Origin of the sequence: Providencia zhijiangensis (assembly GCF_030315915.2) — a bacterium.
In the GTDB taxonomy this organism is placed as follows: domain Bacteria; phylum Pseudomonadota; class Gammaproteobacteria; order Enterobacterales; family Enterobacteriaceae; genus Providencia; species Providencia zhijiangensis.
This window is the reverse complement of the sequence record NZ_CP135990.1, coordinates 2,926,452-2,943,141: the sequence shown is the minus strand read 5'-3', so window position 1 is coordinate 2,943,141 and position 16,690 is coordinate 2,926,452. Positions and strand designations below refer to the sequence as shown.

13 protein-coding genes are annotated in these 16,690 nt (G+C 42.6%); 5 read left to right on the top strand and 8 right to left on the bottom strand.

Going from position 1 to position 16,690, the window contains the following annotated elements; all coding sequences use genetic code 11:
• Positions 1 to 44: 44 nt before the first annotated feature.
• Positions 45 to 941, bottom strand: a complete 897-nt coding sequence (locus QS795_RS13420; protein ID WP_318626535.1) for a LysR family transcriptional regulator — start codon at positions 939 to 941, stop codon at positions 45 to 47.
• Positions 942 to 1,065: 124 nt separating this feature from the next.
• On the opposite strand from QS795_RS13420, the gene QS795_RS13415 reads away from it, so the two are divergent.
• From QS795_RS13415 to QS795_RS13405, 3 genes are all read left to right on the top strand, one after another.
• Positions 1,066 to 2,712: an alpha-keto acid decarboxylase family protein gene (locus QS795_RS13415; RefSeq protein ID WP_286271996.1), complete on the top strand. Its 1,647-nt coding sequence runs from the start codon at positions 1,066 to 1,068 to the stop codon at positions 2,710 to 2,712.
• Between the two features lie 244 nt (positions 2,713 to 2,956).
• Positions 2,957 to 3,226 (top strand): YdgH/BhsA/McbA family protein, encoded by a 270-nt coding sequence (locus tag QS795_RS13410; protein ID WP_108478370.1) that lies wholly within the window; start codon positions 2,957 to 2,959, stop codon positions 3,224 to 3,226.
• 202 nt (positions 3,227 to 3,428) lie between these two features.
• Positions 3,429 to 3,974, top strand: coding sequence for a DedA family protein (locus QS795_RS13405; RefSeq protein WP_318626534.1), 546 nt, complete (start codon positions 3,429 to 3,431; stop codon positions 3,972 to 3,974).
• A 51-nt stretch (positions 3,975 to 4,025) separates the two neighbouring features.
• Here the strand turns inward: QS795_RS13405 and QS795_RS13400 are convergent, their stop codons facing one another.
• The 5 genes from QS795_RS13400 to gltS all read right to left on the bottom strand — a co-directional run bounded on the left by QS795_RS13400 (position 4,026) and on the right by gltS (position 9,856).
• A complete protein-coding gene (locus QS795_RS13400) occupies positions 4,026 to 5,681 on the bottom strand; it encodes an alpha-keto acid decarboxylase family protein (protein ID WP_286271991.1) in 1,656 nt (551 codons plus the stop codon).
• Between the two features lie 250 nt (positions 5,682 to 5,931).
• Entirely contained in the window at positions 5,932 to 6,285 is a 354-nt protein-coding gene (locus QS795_RS13395; RefSeq protein ID WP_154602376.1) for a RidA family protein, read from the bottom strand.
• 3 nt (positions 6,286 to 6,288) lie between these two features.
• A complete protein-coding gene (locus QS795_RS13390) occupies positions 6,289 to 7,530 on the bottom strand; it encodes a D-amino acid dehydrogenase (RefSeq protein ID WP_286271987.1) in 1,242 nt (413 codons plus the stop codon).
• Positions 7,531 to 7,586: 56 nt separating this feature from the next.
• Positions 7,587 to 8,495 (bottom strand): LysR family transcriptional regulator, encoded by a 909-nt coding sequence (locus tag QS795_RS13385; protein ID WP_154602378.1) that lies wholly within the window; start codon positions 8,493 to 8,495, stop codon positions 7,587 to 7,589.
• Between the two features lie 155 nt (positions 8,496 to 8,650).
• On the bottom strand, positions 8,651 to 9,856 hold the full coding sequence (gltS, locus tag QS795_RS13380) for a sodium/glutamate symporter (protein WP_154602379.1): 1,206 nt from the start codon (positions 9,854 to 9,856) through the stop codon (positions 8,651 to 8,653).
• Between the two features lie 707 nt (positions 9,857 to 10,563).
• Between gltS and mdlC the strand changes: the two genes are divergently transcribed.
• Positions 10,564 to 12,195, top strand: coding sequence for a benzoylformate decarboxylase (gene mdlC, locus QS795_RS13375; RefSeq protein WP_286271984.1), 1,632 nt, complete (start codon positions 10,564 to 10,566; stop codon positions 12,193 to 12,195).
• 92 nt (positions 12,196 to 12,287) lie between these two features.
• On the opposite strand, the gene QS795_RS13370 is transcribed toward mdlC, so the two are convergent.
• Together QS795_RS13370 and QS795_RS13365 are read right to left on the bottom strand one after the other, a co-directional pair.
• The gene (locus QS795_RS13370) at positions 12,288 to 13,631 is read right to left on the bottom strand and encodes an NCS2 family permease (RefSeq protein ID WP_154602381.1); all 1,344 of its coding nucleotides are present in this window, start codon (positions 13,629 to 13,631) and stop codon (positions 12,288 to 12,290) included.
• Positions 13,631 to 15,457 carry an adenine deaminase gene (locus tag QS795_RS13365; protein ID WP_286271981.1) on the bottom strand — a complete coding sequence of 609 codons (1,827 nt, stop codon included), beginning with the start codon at positions 15,455 to 15,457 and terminating at the stop codon, positions 13,631 to 13,633. Before QS795_RS13365 ends, QS795_RS13370 begins: the two co-directional genes overlap by 1 nt.
• Before the next feature lie 144 nt (positions 15,458 to 15,601).
• Here QS795_RS13365 and QS795_RS13360 point away from each other — a divergent pair, with 144 nt between their 5' ends.
• A complete protein-coding gene (locus QS795_RS13360) occupies positions 15,602 to 16,537 on the top strand; it encodes a LysR family transcriptional regulator (RefSeq protein WP_286271979.1) in 936 nt (311 codons plus the stop codon).
• Positions 16,538 to 16,690 lie beyond the last annotated feature (153 nt).

The window sequence follows — 16,690 nt, the reverse complement described above, 5'->3', positions numbered from 1 at the left end:
TCTATCAAGTCGGTGGCTATTCAGTTGTAACTCATTATAATTGTTCATAATGATGAGGGCATATTCAACATTTCCAGCGCTAACTCGATCCATGCCGTAGCCCGACGACTTGGATGGGATTCTTTCAAAGTTGCTAGAGCCAGCTCATAGGCTAGAACAGGCTCCGTCACTGGAATAATGGAAAGCCCCTCAATATGATTCTTTTTCCACATACTTTCAGGGAGTAAGGTGATACCAACTCCTGCGCGCACCATCGCCATCACAAGATCTAAATGCCCACTGCGTCCTGCAATAATTGGTTTTTTGCCATAGATCCCGCACGCACTAACAACTAGTTCATTAATTCGAAAGCTATCTTGAAAAAAGATAAATGGTTCATTCAGAAGTTCTGCAAACTTAACGTTATTTTGAGTGGCTAATGGGTGTTTTTCGTTCATGAGTAGCATCAATCGGTCAGTCGCAAATCGATATAAATTAAATCGTTGTTCATCAAATGGAGACATTACCGCTGCCGTTTCTACATCTCCTTTGAGTATGGCATTCATCATATGGTTTGAACTTAATTCAATGATCTGCAATTCGACTTGTGGATATTTCTGACTAAATGCCATGATGATATCGGCAAAATAGGTTGAGGCAATTACAGGGGGTAAACCGACCTTCAAGATCCCTGTGAGTGGGCCTGATTTGTCTTTTAATGCGTTATTAAGACTGTCGAATTGCGCCAGAATTTGCTGAGCATGGCGGAATAAAATCTCACCATCATCGGTCAGTTTCACGCCGTCGGTTTCGCGGATCAGTAAGGTTACTTCAAGCTCTTGTTCTAATTTTTGAATGCTACGGCTGATTGCTGGCTGGGTGACGCATAATTTATCCGCTGCTCGGCTAAAGTTATTTTGTTGTACTACTTCGACAAAATAGCGTAATCCTCGAATGTCCATCGTGACCTCTATTACATTTTGTTATAGCGATAATGATTATAAATAATTTCCGTTAATGCAATATTAGGGCTAGTAATAATACAAAGCTGAATAATCAGCATAAATTATTATTAGGAATTGCATTATGAAGACGGTTATCGAATATGTTCTGGAACGCTTGCAAGCACTGGGTATCAACGAAGTTTTTGGGGTCGCAGGGGATTACGCTTTTCCTATTGAAGATGCCGTTTGTGAAAGTGGCTCATTGCGTTGGATTGGTAATTGTAATGAGTTAAATGCCGCTTATGCCGCGGATGGTTACGCAAGAATCAAAGGTGTTGCCGCACTTTCGACAACATTTGGTGTGGGGGAACTCAGTGCGTTGAATGGTCTTGCGGGGTCTTATGCTGAGCATTTACCTGTCTTCCATCTGGTGGGCATGCCAGCGAGTGGTGTCCAGAAAAACCATCGTCTTGTTCACCACACTTTAGGCAATGGTGATTTTGATGTGTTTTATCAAATGAGTCAGCATTTGAGCTGCGCTCATGCGATATTGACTCCAGAAAATTGCATTGATGAAACCGAGCGATTAATTGCAGCAGCCCTAAAAGAACGTCGCCCCGTCTATATGGGCTTCCCATCTGATTACGCGGTGATGCCCGTCATTGCCAATGGGAAACATAAAAAAACTGAGTCACAGAAAAGTGATACACAGTCACTCAATGCCGCAGTGAATGCCATTTTAGATAAACTTAATGCCAGCCAACAAGCCTGTATTATTCCGGGGATTTTGACGGCGCGTTTAGGGTATTCGGATGATGTGCAGGCAATTATTGATAAGACAGGTCTGCCGTATGCCACGATGTTTATGGACAAAAGTATTGTGAGTGAATCCAACCCGACGTATATGGGAATTTATAATGGCAAATTAATGAATGCCCAAGTGGGCGAATTTGTTGAAAGTTGCGACTGTATTTTAGGCATTGGCGCGGTATTAACGGATTTTAACTCAGGCAGTTTTACGGCATCTATCTCCCCTGAGCAACGTATTAATATTTTAGCGGATCAGGTGAAAGTGGGTTCAGCGGTTTACCCAAATGTGATGATGAAAGAGGTATTGGATAAACTGAAAATATTAGCGCCTTCGTTAAAGCATCAAGGTATTGCGGCTCAAGGATTGGGTGAGCCTCGACAAGGTGATAACGGTCAAATTACCGCACAATATCTGTATCCGCGCTTAGAGAAAATGTTTAAGGACGACGATATTGTGATTGCGGAAACAGGGACAGCATCAATGGGCTTGGGTTTTGCTTTACTGCCTAAAGATGCTCAGTTTCATAACCAAACATTATGGGGATCAATTGGTTGGGCAACGCCAGCAGCATTTGGCGCAGCAATTGCAGCACCTAATAAGCGGGTGATCTTAGTGACAGGGGAAGGTTCACATCAATTAACAGCGCAAGAAATTAGTCAGTTTGCACGTTTTGGATTAAAGCCGATTATTTTTGTGCTTAATAATGATGGTTATTTAATTGAACGATTATTATGTAAAGAGCCTGAAGCTTATTATAACGATCTACCTCAGTGGAATTATGCTCAATTGCCAGCGGCATTAGGGTGCACTGATTGGTATTGCCAAAAAGTCACCACTTGCGATGAATTAGACGCTGCTATTAAACACGCTGAAGTGACGGATTCAGCCGCCTATATTGAGATAGTTATGGATAGATACGCCGCTTCCGATCTGGCCAAAAAATTAGGTAAGTCTGTGGCATCGTTATATTCGTTTTAACATCAGGCTGAGCCATATTTTTAGTACTGATTTAAAACGTTAGAAATAGCATAAATAAAAGCAATTTATGCTAAGTTTCGCACGATATTAAATTTGATATTCATCGCTACATTCTTTATTTTAATAGGTAAATATAATCTTATATTATCAGGTAAATAATATTCTTTTAACGATACTCATAATTTTATTCTCTAAAAAAGAATGCATTTCAATGGGGACGTTATTTTAATAAGAGGTGATTTTGATGAATAAATTAAAAATAGCATTGGTTTCTTTGATGTTTTTAAGTCCATTTGCGATGAGTGCAACTGAGATTAATTATGTTCAGTCCATGGAAATGAAATTAGTTGGCAACATTAATATCGTAATGAATGCAGCGACAACAACGGATTATGTGAATGCAGTTTCACAAAAAGCGGATGAAGCGGGCGCAAAATACTTTATTATTACCTCAGTGAACTCTGAAGGTGAAGGTAACGATATTTCAATCAATGCTAGCTTATACAATAAATAGTCTATATTTATATTTTATGCGTCGTGATCCCCTGCACTTAAGTTGTCGTTAAGTGCAGTTTTTTTGTACGCCATTCATTTTATCCGCAAGGCTCCCACCTTATTGAATTACCAAGAATACAAACAAAAATTTAATTTTATCTGTGTTAAGATTTTGGCTAAAGATATCCATTATCAGGTGTTCAGGAAGGGATCTCAGTCTTATGTCTGAAGTATTAACTCAGTGGTTAATGGAATATGGCTATTGGGCTGTATTTCTTGGCGCGATGCTTGAAGGGGAAACGGCAGCTTTTCTATCGGGAGTGGCCGCACATAATCAATTACTCTCTTATCCTTTGACGATGTTATTTGCTGCGCTTGGTGGTGTCGTCAGTGACAATGTGCTTTTTTTTGTCGGGCGTTATGCGGGAGCTCGGGTATTGCCTAAACTTCAAAAACATCAGGGTAAGATTGTACGAGTTCAGCAGTTAATACAACGCCATGAAAATTGGATTATTATTGGGATCCGCTTTGCATATGGAATGAGAACGGTTGGACCGATTATTATTGGTGCTAGTAAGGTAAATCCACTCAGATTTTTTGTATTAAATATCCTTGGTGGCGCAATTTGGGGATGTTTGATTGTTTCTATCGGCTACTTTGTCAGCTCCCTTGTTTTTGCGCTCCCATTTCACCCGCATCTCTCTTGGCTAGCTATCATTGTTTTGGTGATTGTTGGTGTTTGGTGGATCCGCCAGCGGCGACGCTGAGGATCATCGTTGATGATTGTGAGCCACCGTGGCCTAGGGGGCTAAGCGTCATTATTTAAGATGTTTTGGTGTTTCTGCCCTGATTATTTTTCCCATTGCTTGCAGCAAATCTGAGGTTTCATATCTGTCGGTGACGATTTCAATATAGGCGGCAGTATCTATTCTTTCGAGTGTATTGAGAACTCGATCGAGTTCATCGCAAGTGGTGACTTTCTGACAATACCAATTTTTGCATCCAAGGGTTGCGGGAAGCTGAGCATAGTTCCAAGGGTGGATATCGTTGTAATAGGCCTCGGGTTCATGGCAGAAAAGGCGTTCAATTAAATAGCCATCATTATTGAGAACAAAAATAAGTGGTTTCAGCCCCCAGCGAGCAAATAAGCTAATTTCTTGCACGGTTAATTGATGGGAGCCTTCGCCGGTAGCCAGGATCACGCGGCGATGAGGTGCGGCAAGTGCTGCACCTAGTGCCGCAGGGGTTGCCCAGCCAATCGAACCCCATAGGGATTGAGTTTGAAAAGACACTTCTTTAGGAAGAAGTGCAAAGCCTAATCCCATGGAAAATGTTCCAGTGTCTGCTATAACGATGTCATTTTGCTTAATAAATTGTTCAAATCGCGGGTATAAATAATCACTGGTTATTTTTCCGTTAGCATTACTGATTGGTTCACCTAGGCCGTGAACTTTTATTGAGCTGCTCGGAATAAATGTCAGAATATCTCTTAGTTCAGCAAGTAGTTCATAAATATAAATATCGGAATATCGAATTGCATCGATAACGACATAATTATCCATTATGTGGATCATATTATTTGTATCAAGATCTGCAGTGAAACACCCTGTGTTTACATCACTCATCATCGCGCCAATATTGAGAATACAATCGCAGCCTTCAATAAACTCAGCAATGGCTGGGTTCATTAAATGTCCACTGTACATGCCTATATATTGTGAGTGGGTTTCATTTAAAACACCTTTATCCATAAACATTGTGGCATAAGGTAAGTGAGTGATTTTAATCAGTGCTTCTGCTTCTTTGACTAAGTCAAATCGTGATATGAGCGAACCCAGTAAGGCGCATGGGGATTCACTGTGGCTGAGTTTATTGACTATCAAACTGAGGACTTTTTTTAAGGTATCAGGACGACTACTTGGTAATGTGAACGGCTTGATACTCTGTACTACGATGCGTTTCACAGCATGATCAGCAGGTATGCCAATATAAACTGGGCGCCTTTGAGCAAAAGCCTGAGCGATTAAACGGGTCATTTCACTGACACAGTTTTCTGGTGTCAAAATCGCGTGAGCACACGAAAAGGATTGAGCAACTTTATAAAATACCTCGAAATCACCATCACCTAAAGTATGGTGCATAATAGGTTGATTTTTTTGGATATGGCTGGCAGGCATTCCGACTAAATGAAAAATAGGTAATCTTTCTGCATACGCCCCTGCAATGCCATTTAATGCACTGAGTTCTCCAACTGCGAAGGTTGTTGCGAGTGCCGCAAACCCTTTTACGCGAGCGTAACCATCTGCGGCATAGGCCGCATTTAATTCATTGCAGTTTCCTACCCAACGTAAATTTGGGGAGGCGCAGACGGCATCATTAATAGGAAAGGCATAATCACCTGCAACACCAAAAATATCATTAATACCGAGTGCTTGTAATCTGGATAAAACATGTTCGATAACAGTTTGGACCATGTGATTTCTCCATATTAGAATCATTCAATAAAATAAAAAATAAATTTATTTTTAATTTTTAGGTGATTATTTTATTTTTGTATATTGATAATAGTAGCTGGAATATCAAATGTGGGAGTGTTTTTTTTATCAGAAATGATAATAAAAAGAATATTGACGTAGTGAAATGTACGAAAAGGATAGAAAAAAGATAAAAAAGGCATTCAAGAGAATAAATTTAATCTTTTTAATGCCCTAGGTGAAGTGAATATTAGCGTTGTGCTGCGGTCACCATCACTTCAACGAGTACTTGCTCACGTGCCATATTCGCTTCAACAGCGGCGCGAGCAGGGCTAAATTCAGCTGGCATCCAATTTTCCCAAACGGTATTAAAGTCAGCAAAATCACGCTTCATGTCTTTTATCCACACTTGAGCTGATAAAATGCGGGTTTTATCGCTATTGCTAGCAGCTAATAATGCGTCAATTTTGTTTAATACATCTTGGGTTTGAGCGGTAATGTCTCCGGTTAAATCTGTAGGCACTTGTCCAGATAAGTAAACTAATCCAGCATATTCAACGCTGTCTGCTAAGCGTGGTTTTGGGTTATTACGTTTAATGGACATTAATTACCTCGTTAATCCTTCTAATGAAATAGGGGGGCGTTGCTGGGTAATGAGCTGAGTTAATATCTCTGCGCTACCCGCTGCTAATGTAAAACCTAAACTGCCGTGACCCACATTGAGCCATAAGTTGCTGTGTGTAGTTTTGCCTAACATTGGTGGTCCCTTTGGTGTTGACGGACGTAAACCGCACCATGTTTCAGCTTCATCAATTTTAGGTAAATCCGGGAATGTTTTTCTAATAATGTTTTTTAATGCAGAAATTCTGTTTTCTCGTAATCCAAATTTGTCATAACCAATATCGACCATAGCCGCGATGCGTAATTGGTCATTAAGCTTGGCGTAGACAATTTTATTGCCGTAGTCGGTTACGCTAAGTTTAGGAACGATATGTGCCATTTGTGGGTATTCCACACTGAGGCTGTAGCCTTTTAAACCGAGAATTGGCACATCAATGCCAAGGGGTTTTAATAACTCACGGCTACCATTGCCTGCGCAAATTACCACATCATCCGCTTGAATTGTGCCTTGATTTGTTTCTACACCCTTAATGGTATTGCCAAGTTTAATAAAGGATTTGACCGAGTGCTCTAGGCATAATGTAAATTGTGGCTGTGTTGATAAATAAGCCAGAATATTTTTGCAGAATAAATAACAATCAGCGGTTTCATCATCGGGCGCGTAAATCGCGCCCACTAGTTGTGATTGGATATTCTTTAATGCAGGCTCTAATTCAACGATTTCATCCGCATTCAGGACTTTTTGAAATTCCTTATCCACGGTTTCACTGGCTTTTTTAAAGCTAGATTGCTCGCGATGGATAATTAATTTTCCTGATTTTTCCCAAGCGAAATCAGCAATATCACCATTCGTCCGCCAAGTATTCATGACATTTTGACTGAGTAGTGATAATCGTAATAAATGAGCGCCATTAATTTTATTGGTTGTGCGGTTACAGGCTAAGGTGAATTGGGTCATCCAAGAAAGCTGCTGTAATGTAAAATCGATTCTCAAATTTAATGGGGAATCATTTTTACCCATCCAGCGTAAGCCTTGTAATGGAACGCCCGCATCTGCAAGTGGCGAAACATAGCGATAACTTAATTGTCCACCATTGGCAAAGCTGGTTTCCATGCCAACGTCAGAATCAGATTCAATTAATGTGACGGTTTGACCCGCTTTAATTAAAGCATATGCAGTACTTAATCCAATCACTCCAGCACCGATCACTACCACATGTTTAGTCATAATATTCCGCAACCAATAATAACGTAGGAGTTATCATTTAACGGCGAATAGTCAGACTAAACAATTGAGTTTTCATCACCGGAGTATAACTTTTGGTTAACTACTGCGTTGCGTTTTTTTAGTATTAATGACAAGGTGTTTACATAATTTTGTGCGGCTTTCGTGAGCGGTCTATCTGCGCGGTGGAAAACGGATACGGCTAAATGCAAGTTCTCTTTAAGAGGGTAGATCATCGATTCTGGCAAGGTATGTTCTGCAGAAAAAATGTCGGTAATACTGCAACCTAGGCCAGCACGAACGAACTCCGCCGCCATGTGGTAGGTGTGTACGCTGATATTGGATTCTTGGAACTCATGTCTTTGCTGTAGCAGTTGAGAGAGGGAGTCGGAGCCTGGGTGGATCCAGCGGTCTTGGTCAATATCCACCAGTGAAACGGGAGATTTTACGGGAGTCTGGCTATCCACATAGACGAGTGGAATATCAGCAACAGGCAATACGGTGATCCCACCTTCAATGGCCAAATTAAATGCAATACCGATATCAAGATCTTGCTGCGTTAATAATTGCAAAATATCCGTGGTGTGATGGGTTCCAATAGTGAGTTTTATATTCGGGTGTTTTTTAATAAATAGCGCGGTGACTTCAGGCACTAGGTTAAGACCAAGGCTAGGTAAACAGCCAATCGCTAATTTCCCTTGTGGGTTTCTGGATAAATTCTGTGCCAAAATTCTGAGCCTATCTAAATTCTGATAAACCTCTTTCGCCTCTTCAAATAATAAATTGGCTTCATCTGTTGGCAGTAATTTCCCTCGGATCCGTTGGAATAAAACGAGCCCCAATTGCTGTTCAGCATGTTTGAGGGCTTTACTCGCCGCTGGCTGGGAAATATGCAGAACTTCTGCTGCACGAGTGAGTGAGCCGCAGGTCATCACAGCATAAAAGATATCAAGGTGCCTTAACTTCATTATTGGTCGTCCATGGTTAGAGCTGGGTAATACTTTGCATTTTTTCTTATTCTACAGAAAAAAATTCCATGGATCCGATATCGAGGTCACTTACCAGAAATGAAAAATGCCAGCTCATATACTTTTGGTTATGAGCCGGCAAGTGCTATCAAGAATTATGCGATGGCTGCGCCTAATTCAATATATAACTTGATGATGATACTGTTGGTGATATCCACCAAGAACGCACCGACCATCGGTACCACTAAGAAGGCTTTGTGTGATGGGCTGAATGCACGAGTAATGGTCTGCATGTTAGCGATTGCCGTTGGTGTTGCCCCCATCCCGAACCCACAGTGACCCGCACTGATAACGACAGCATCATAGTCACTGCCCATCATCTTGAAGGTGACAAAGCAGGCGAATAACACCATCACAACGGTTTGTACCGCAATAATGATTAATACTGGACCCGCCATGCTAGCTAATTGACCAAACTTCAATGACATTAGCGCAATAGCAAGGAATAACGAGAGCGCCACGCTACCTAAAACGTCAACAGTCGGCTCGAAAACTTCATGTTTAAACACGTGAGTTAAGACGTTACGGATGATGATACCGACAAATAAACACCAAACGAAAGTCGGTAAGTGCATTGGCGTATCTTTTACTAACTCACTGATATAGCTACCCGCAACGATACAGATAATCAGCATTGAAATGGTTTCAATGATGTTATTGGCGTTGATTTTTCTTTTTACCGTTGGTTGTTCAAATGCTTCAAGGATGGTCTCTTTTTCTTGCTCAGTCGCTTTTGGAATGGTCACTTTTTTCAGTAAGTGGCGCGCAACTGGCCCCCCGACTAGTCCACCTAGAACCAGACCCATAGTCGCACACGCCATCGCCAGCTCAACAGCGCCTGTTACGCCATATTTATCGGCAAGGATAGGGCCCCAAGCACCGGCGTTACCGTGACCACCTGTTAAGGTGATTGAACCTGCAATCAGACCGATAAATGGACTTTCGTTTAGCATGACAGCTAAACCCATGCCCACAGCGTTTTGGATCACAATCAAGATGGTTACAGCAAGTGTTAAAATAACGAGAGGTTTCCCGCCTTTTATTAATCGCGAAAAATCTGAACTTAAACCAATTGATGAGAAGAAGGCGATCATCAATGTGCTTTGTAATGAGGTATCAAACGAGAAAGTATAGCCTGCCGCTTTATCAACAATTAATAAAACGATAGCAACAATAAATCCGCCGACTACAGCATCAGGAATATGGTTTTTCTGTAGAAAAGGGCTGATTTTCACCACAATCATCCCAATAAGCAGCGCTAAGCATGCAAACAATAGCGTATAGCTGGCATCTAGGGTCATTATTTTTACCTCACATTTATTTACCAGAGCATTCACTTTTGCGATTTAACATTAGTGTTAAATGAAGTTACTTTGCTTAACTTTTGTTTAACAATGAGTTTTATTGAGGTTGATATAACTTTTAGTTAAGTAAATCGTTCGAAAAAAGTACTTTTATTGATTGGTTTAACTCATTACTAGAAGGTTATTTAATCAATGAAATCACTAATGATTAGTTATTGTATTGATTTTGTGATGTATTTTAATTTCTCTCATCTGGCGGGAAAATGACATAATTTTATCGTCTTTTTTCGAGCGATAGCGCTGGCGTTAAGTCGTGGTAATTGTTGGAAATGTGATGGGTGGCATAAAAGCCGCTATATTGTTAATGAATGTTAAGAAATTGCAACGTAACTCACGTTTTAGCCAGTTTTGATGCCGATGAATCTGCTTTTTCCGCGACAAATTGAGGCTGAAATTAGTATAAAGACCAATATTCTTAAGTACCTTTCATGCTTTATATGGATTAAATCTTAGAGGGCAGTATTTATTCCCATTGTATTGTTATCATCGAAACAAGATGCTTATTTAACTAATTGTATTTAATGATAATTAAAAAATAGAGTGGATTTTCTTAATGCCCTAGTGCTCGGATGAGTCAATATTCTTCATTGTAGGGATTGGTTATGATGGGCGTTAATTCAGGTATCTTAATTAGGGTATTTTAAATGAAGAAAACCATTCGCCAAGTGACTTTTGATTTACTACGTCAATTGAACATTACCACTATTTTTGGGAATCCCGGTTCGACGGAAGAGACATTCTTAAAAGATTTTCCGAGTGATTTTCGTTATATCCAAACATTGCATGAAGCTTCTGCCGTTGCAGCCGCAGATGGCTATGCCCAAGGCATGCGTAAAGTGGCGATGGTCAACCTGCATACCTCTGCGGGGCTAAGTAATGGGATGAGTAATATTCTGACCGCTTATATGAACCGTACGCCACTGATTATCACGGCGGGTAACCAAACCCGTGAAATGTTGCTGATGGAGCCTTGGCTAACCAATATTGAGCCTGAAACTCTTCCAAAGCCATGGGTTAAGTGGAGCTATCAGCCTGAGCGTGCGGAAGATGTCCCTGCCGCGTTTATGCGAGCATATGCGATGGCACTTCAGCCACCAGCAGGCCCCGTTTTCTTATCAATCCCCCTTGATGATTGGGATAAACCAGCCATTGCCCAAGAGGCGGTTGTGCGTGAAGTTTCCCAGCGCATAGGCTATGACCCTGTTCGTTTACAAGCGTTTGCTGATGCGTTTAATGCCGCCAAAAATCCAGTATTAATTTATGGCTCCGCCATTGCGCGGGGGGAAGGCTGGGACGCGGGCATTGCATTAGCCGAAAAATTGAATGTGCCTGTTTGGGCGGCGCCAGCATCGGAACGTCCGCCATTCCCTGAAACTCATCCGTTGTATGCAGGTGGGTTGCCTTTCGCGATGGGTCCGTTGTCAGACAAGTTGAAAGGGCATGATTTGGCGTTGATTATTGGGGCGCCTGTTTTCCGTTATTATCCTTATGTAACAGGAAGTTATTTACCAGATGGAATGCGTTTACTGCACATTACCGATGACCCTATTGAGGTAGGAAGGGCACCCGTTGGCGACAGCTTACTCAGTGATGCGGTATTGGCCATTGAAGGACTGACATCGTTAGTGAATGCTAGAACGGCCTCGAAAAATAAGGTTGAAAAACAGTCCCATGGTATGGCTCCACATCCTGCCGCGCCAGAGGTGAAGGGAAGTTCAACGGTATTAAGTGCAGCGCAGCTGTTTAAAGCGCTGAGAGAAGTCTCCCCGAAAGAGACTATCTTGGTAGAAGAATCGCCATCAAACCTCGGCGAATTACATCGTGAATGGCCAATTGATGCACCGGATTCTTTCTATACCTTTGCCAGTGGATCATTAGGTTGGAACTTACCAGCAAGCGTGGGAATTGCCTTAGCGGAAAAAGACAGTGGCCGACACCGCCCTGTGATGTCGATTATTGGCGATGGCTCGATGCAATACTCGATTCAAGGGCTATGGAGCGCTGCGCAACATAATTTACCGATTGTGTTTGTGATCCCACGAAATAGCGAATATGCCATTTTAAAATCTTTCGCGGTGTTAGAAGAGACGCCGGGGGTCCCTGGGCTGAATATTCCAAACTTGGATATTGTGGCATTGGGTAAAGGTTATGGTTGCACGGCGTTAAAAGCCACGACGGTGGATGAGGTTAAAGCGGCTTGCCGTGAGGCATTTAAGCGCCAAGGCCCAACGGTGATCGAAGTGCCTATTCAGCCACAAATTCCACCACTGATTTAATATGCGGATTTAAATAAGAAACAGATAGGAATAAGAAACAGATAGAAAAATAGCCTCAAGTAGAGGCTATTTTAATAAAGAGGGGAGCAGACTTAGTGCTTCACTAACGTTGAGAAGTAATACACTAATGGCACTGCAAGGATCCACAGACTGATTGGAATTTCGCGCCACTTGCCTGCCACGGCTTTAATTAAGATATAGAACAGTAACCCGCCTGCAATCCCTGTACCGAAGCTATTCGCGATTAACGTGATCATCACCATCATTAATACTGGCAGACCGTCGGTAAAGTTAGCTAAATCCACTTTACGTAATCCGCTGAACATATTTAAGCCAATTAAAATCAGTGCAGGTGCGGTGGCTTGTGCTGGGATCATTAATGCGATTGGGGTGAACAGTAACATTAGCAGGAACATGAACGCCGCCGCTAATGCGGTCATACCGGTTTTACCGCCTGCTTCTGCGGCTGCTGAAGATTCAATTAATGCGGTCGCTGCTGGGATACCCACCATTGGACCTAACGCTGCTGCGATGGAATCCACAATAAACGGGCGGTTGATATTTGGCATGTTGCCTTCTTTATCCAGTAATCCGGCTTCGCCACCAACCGCTAGTGTGGTTCCCATGGTGGAGAAAAATTCCGCTGCGAAGAACACAAATAAGAAAGGTAAGAAGGCGATGTTTAATGCGCCAATTAAATCTACCTGACCTAAGACTGGAGCAATAGAATGCGGCATGCCGATAAAGCTTTCGGGTAACTTTGTGACGCCAAACGGAATGCCCAGTATAGTAGCGAACAAAATGGCCCATAAGATCCCACCAGGAATACGGCGAGCCTGTAATGCGATAGCCACAAAGAAGCCCGCAAGAGCGACTAAGGCTCCCGGAGAGAGAAAATCCCCCAGCATTAATGCGTTGGTTTTTGGGTTGGCTAAGACTAAGCCAGCATTACGAAAACCCAACACTGCCACAAACAGACCGATAGATGCTGTTAAGCCTAATTTGATGGATTGTGGTACGGAGCGAGTGACCACTTCACGCAAACCGAATTTGGTTAACAGGAAAAATAAAATTCCAGACCAGCAGGCGATACCTAAACCGATTTGCCAATCAATCCCTTCACTGCCTGCAAGGGTGATCCCCACTAATACGGAGCCGCCAATACCGGGACCCACAATAAAAGGCAGGTTGGCGTAAAACGCCATTAATAGGCTGGCGAGTACAAACACGATGATAGTGCCTGTGGTCGCCGCGCCTTTATCCATGCCACCCGCGGCTAACAATCCGGGAATAACCACGAGTAAATAGGCGGCAGCAAGGAACCCTGTGGCTCCGGCGAGGCATTCTGTTCTGATTGAACTACCGCGTTCACGCAGCGCAAAACGCCTTTCTAACCAACTCCCTGATGTTGGCTGATGAAGAGAATCGTTAGCCATTAATTGGCGCTCCTATCATTATTTTTTATTGGATGAGTGTTTTTAATATCGCTATTACTTTCAGTACGTTCTAAGACGGCATCAACTATCTTGCGAGTGGTACCGCAAGTCAGTCCTAAATCGGTTAAATGAGGGCCTGCATTACAAGCAAGGCAAGTACCTTCAATGGCTTTGAATACGCGATACGGAGGTTCCCAGTCAGCAATCTGGCTGCTCAATTCTCTGAGTTGGCGAAATTGTTCTGCCAGTTCAGGTGCAGGTAATTCCGATAGCATACCTGCAATTGGCATGGCCACATGAGCAAGGATCTTGCCGTCTTGAACTAATGCCATACCGCCACCGCTTTCAATCAATAGATTGGCTGCCATCGCCATATCGTTGGCATCACGCCCGAGCACGACAAGGTTATGGGAATCATGGGAATAGCTGGTGGCAATGGCGCCTCGTAATTCTCCCCATCCTTTGAGTAAGGCAATTTGTGGTTTGGCATCATGGCGTCCATGGCGATGTTGTACGCGGATTAAACTAAATTCATCTGGCAGTTGCACGATACCGTTTTCGACTTGAACATCGACCTCTCCCCACTGAGTAAAGCGGGCCCCGCTAATATGGCGTAAACGCGCAGTACCATTTTGCAGGTCAGCTAATTGAAGCTGGCAATCTTGGGGGGAGATTGGCGTCAGGTGCATAGTATCGCATGGCGGTAAAATCGTATTTTCAGTGGCAATTGGCGAAATAAGTTGCCCATTTTCTGCCACTTTTTTGCCGTCGACATAAACTTGCTGAGCTTTTAAGGTATCGAGTGAATCAAGAATCACTAAGTTGGCGCGACGACCTGCGGCTATCAAACCTAAGTCATTGCGCTGTAGGCGAATTGCGCCATTGAGTGTCGCAAAGCGCAACACATCGGTTGCTTTCATTCCGTGCTCAATTAATAAATTCAGCAGTGCAATTACACCGCCTTTTTCAATCAATATGTCTGGCGGAACATCGTCTGTGCATACCGTGATTTGTGAGGATAAATGAGGCAGTGTTTGCAATGCCGCCACAATTTCAGGGAGCAAATACGGGTGAGAGCCACGAATTTCCAGTGTTAGCCCAGCACGTAATTTTTCGAGAGCATCTTCCGCTGAAGTAAGCTCATGATCTGAAGTGACGCCAGCAGCGAGATAGGCTTGTAAATCAGCGCCTTTTAACCCGCGGGCATGACCTTCAATGATTTTGCCGGAGTTTAATCCAGCATCGAGGATCTCTTCCATGCGTTCGCTGCCATTTAGCACGCCGAACATGTCCATCACTTCTGCCACCCCCCGTACTTCTGGCCAGCTCAGCATGGTGGACATCTCTTGTCCTGCGAAGTCTGCACCTGACATTTCTAAACCGGGAGTTGACGGCACAGAAGAGGGGGCTGCAACCATCACATCAAGTGGCAAATTACGGCTAGCATCAATGGCATAGCGTACGCCATCTAATCCCAAAACGTTGGCAAGTTCATGGGGATCCCAAAATACGGCGGTGGTGCCTTGTGTGAGGACAATTTCAGCATAACGAGCAGGAGGAAGGTGGGAGCTTTCTAAATGAACGTGGGTATCAATAAAACCTGGAGAAATAAATTTCCCTGATGAATCATGGGTTTCATGGCTATCAGTACGACTCCCTGTTGGGTGTACACTGGCAATAAGGCCATCGGTAATGCCGATATCCGCAGGTCGAATTTCCCCAGTCACCATATCGATAATATTGGCGTTGGTGAGTAAAAGATCAAAAGGCACTTCGCCTTTTGCGGCTTGTACGGCACGACGTCGAGTTTGATTTGTTAGCTTCATAAAACACCATCTCAAAGATTTATGCCGCTACTTTATGAGCAAGGCAAACGTTTGCCAAGATGATAAAATTTATCGAATCATAAAGAGAGGTTATAATGAAGCGCATCATGATAAGAATGACGATCCAATTTGCGAGGAAATACAATGACTGAGCCATGGCAGCGCCTTCCGGCATTAACATTAAAGCAGCTGCAATATTTTGTGACTCTTGCGCATCTGCGTCATTTTACCGAAACCGCAAATCGCTTAGCGGTGAGTCAGCCTGCATTGAGCAGCGCGATACGGCAGATTGAAACTGTGATTGGCGGTAAGTTGATTAACCGCACGGCAGCGTCAGTAACATTGACGGAGCTAGGCGCCGCAATCTTACCGCATGCGGAGCGTATTTTAAGTGTCTCCCACCGAGGCTTCAGTGATATTCAAAAAATTATCGAGGAGGGGGGCGATGGCACATTGCGTATTGGGCTGGTTCCTTCTGTCAGTTCGTTATTATTCCCGATTATTCCTGAACAATTACAGCAACATTTTCCTAAGCTGAATGTGGAATTCTATGACCAAACGAATGACGCATTAGTGAGTAAATTAGTGAATAACGAAATTGATTTTGGGGTAGGTGTATTGGATAGCTCCGTTCCTGCCGAATTAACTTTATATCCTTTGCAAGATGACCCCTTTGTGGCGGTGATCCACCGTGATGAATTTATTTCAGATAATGCATTTCATCTGCCGTGGAAGCTGTTAAATAACCGTGATATTGCCATGTTTTCGAAAGGAAATATTAATCGACTAGTGAGCGCAACAATTGAAAGTAATCGTTTTAATATTAATCCGCGTTATCAAGTCGATTATATTGAAACCTTATATGGATTAGTAAGATCGAAATTAGCGATTGGCATTTTACCTCAGTTATACACGGTGCATTTACGGGATCCGGAACTAAAAGTTTTACAGCTACAACAACCCGCATTAATGCGCTCAATATCTTTAATGCGTAATAACCAAATGCTAACGCCAATGATGGAATCCGTTTTTCAGCTATTATTTAGAGCATTACGTCGTACGCCTACTCATCAATCTTAATTTTACAGGGTACTTCTATATCAGATTTTTTATAGTTCATCATGATTGTTTGATTTTCAACAAGTAAGAAGTATTAAGCACTAATCGTAAAACTATTTTTATTGAGATGAATAAGATTACTACCCTTGACTGTTTATTTTTTGGTCTATTTTT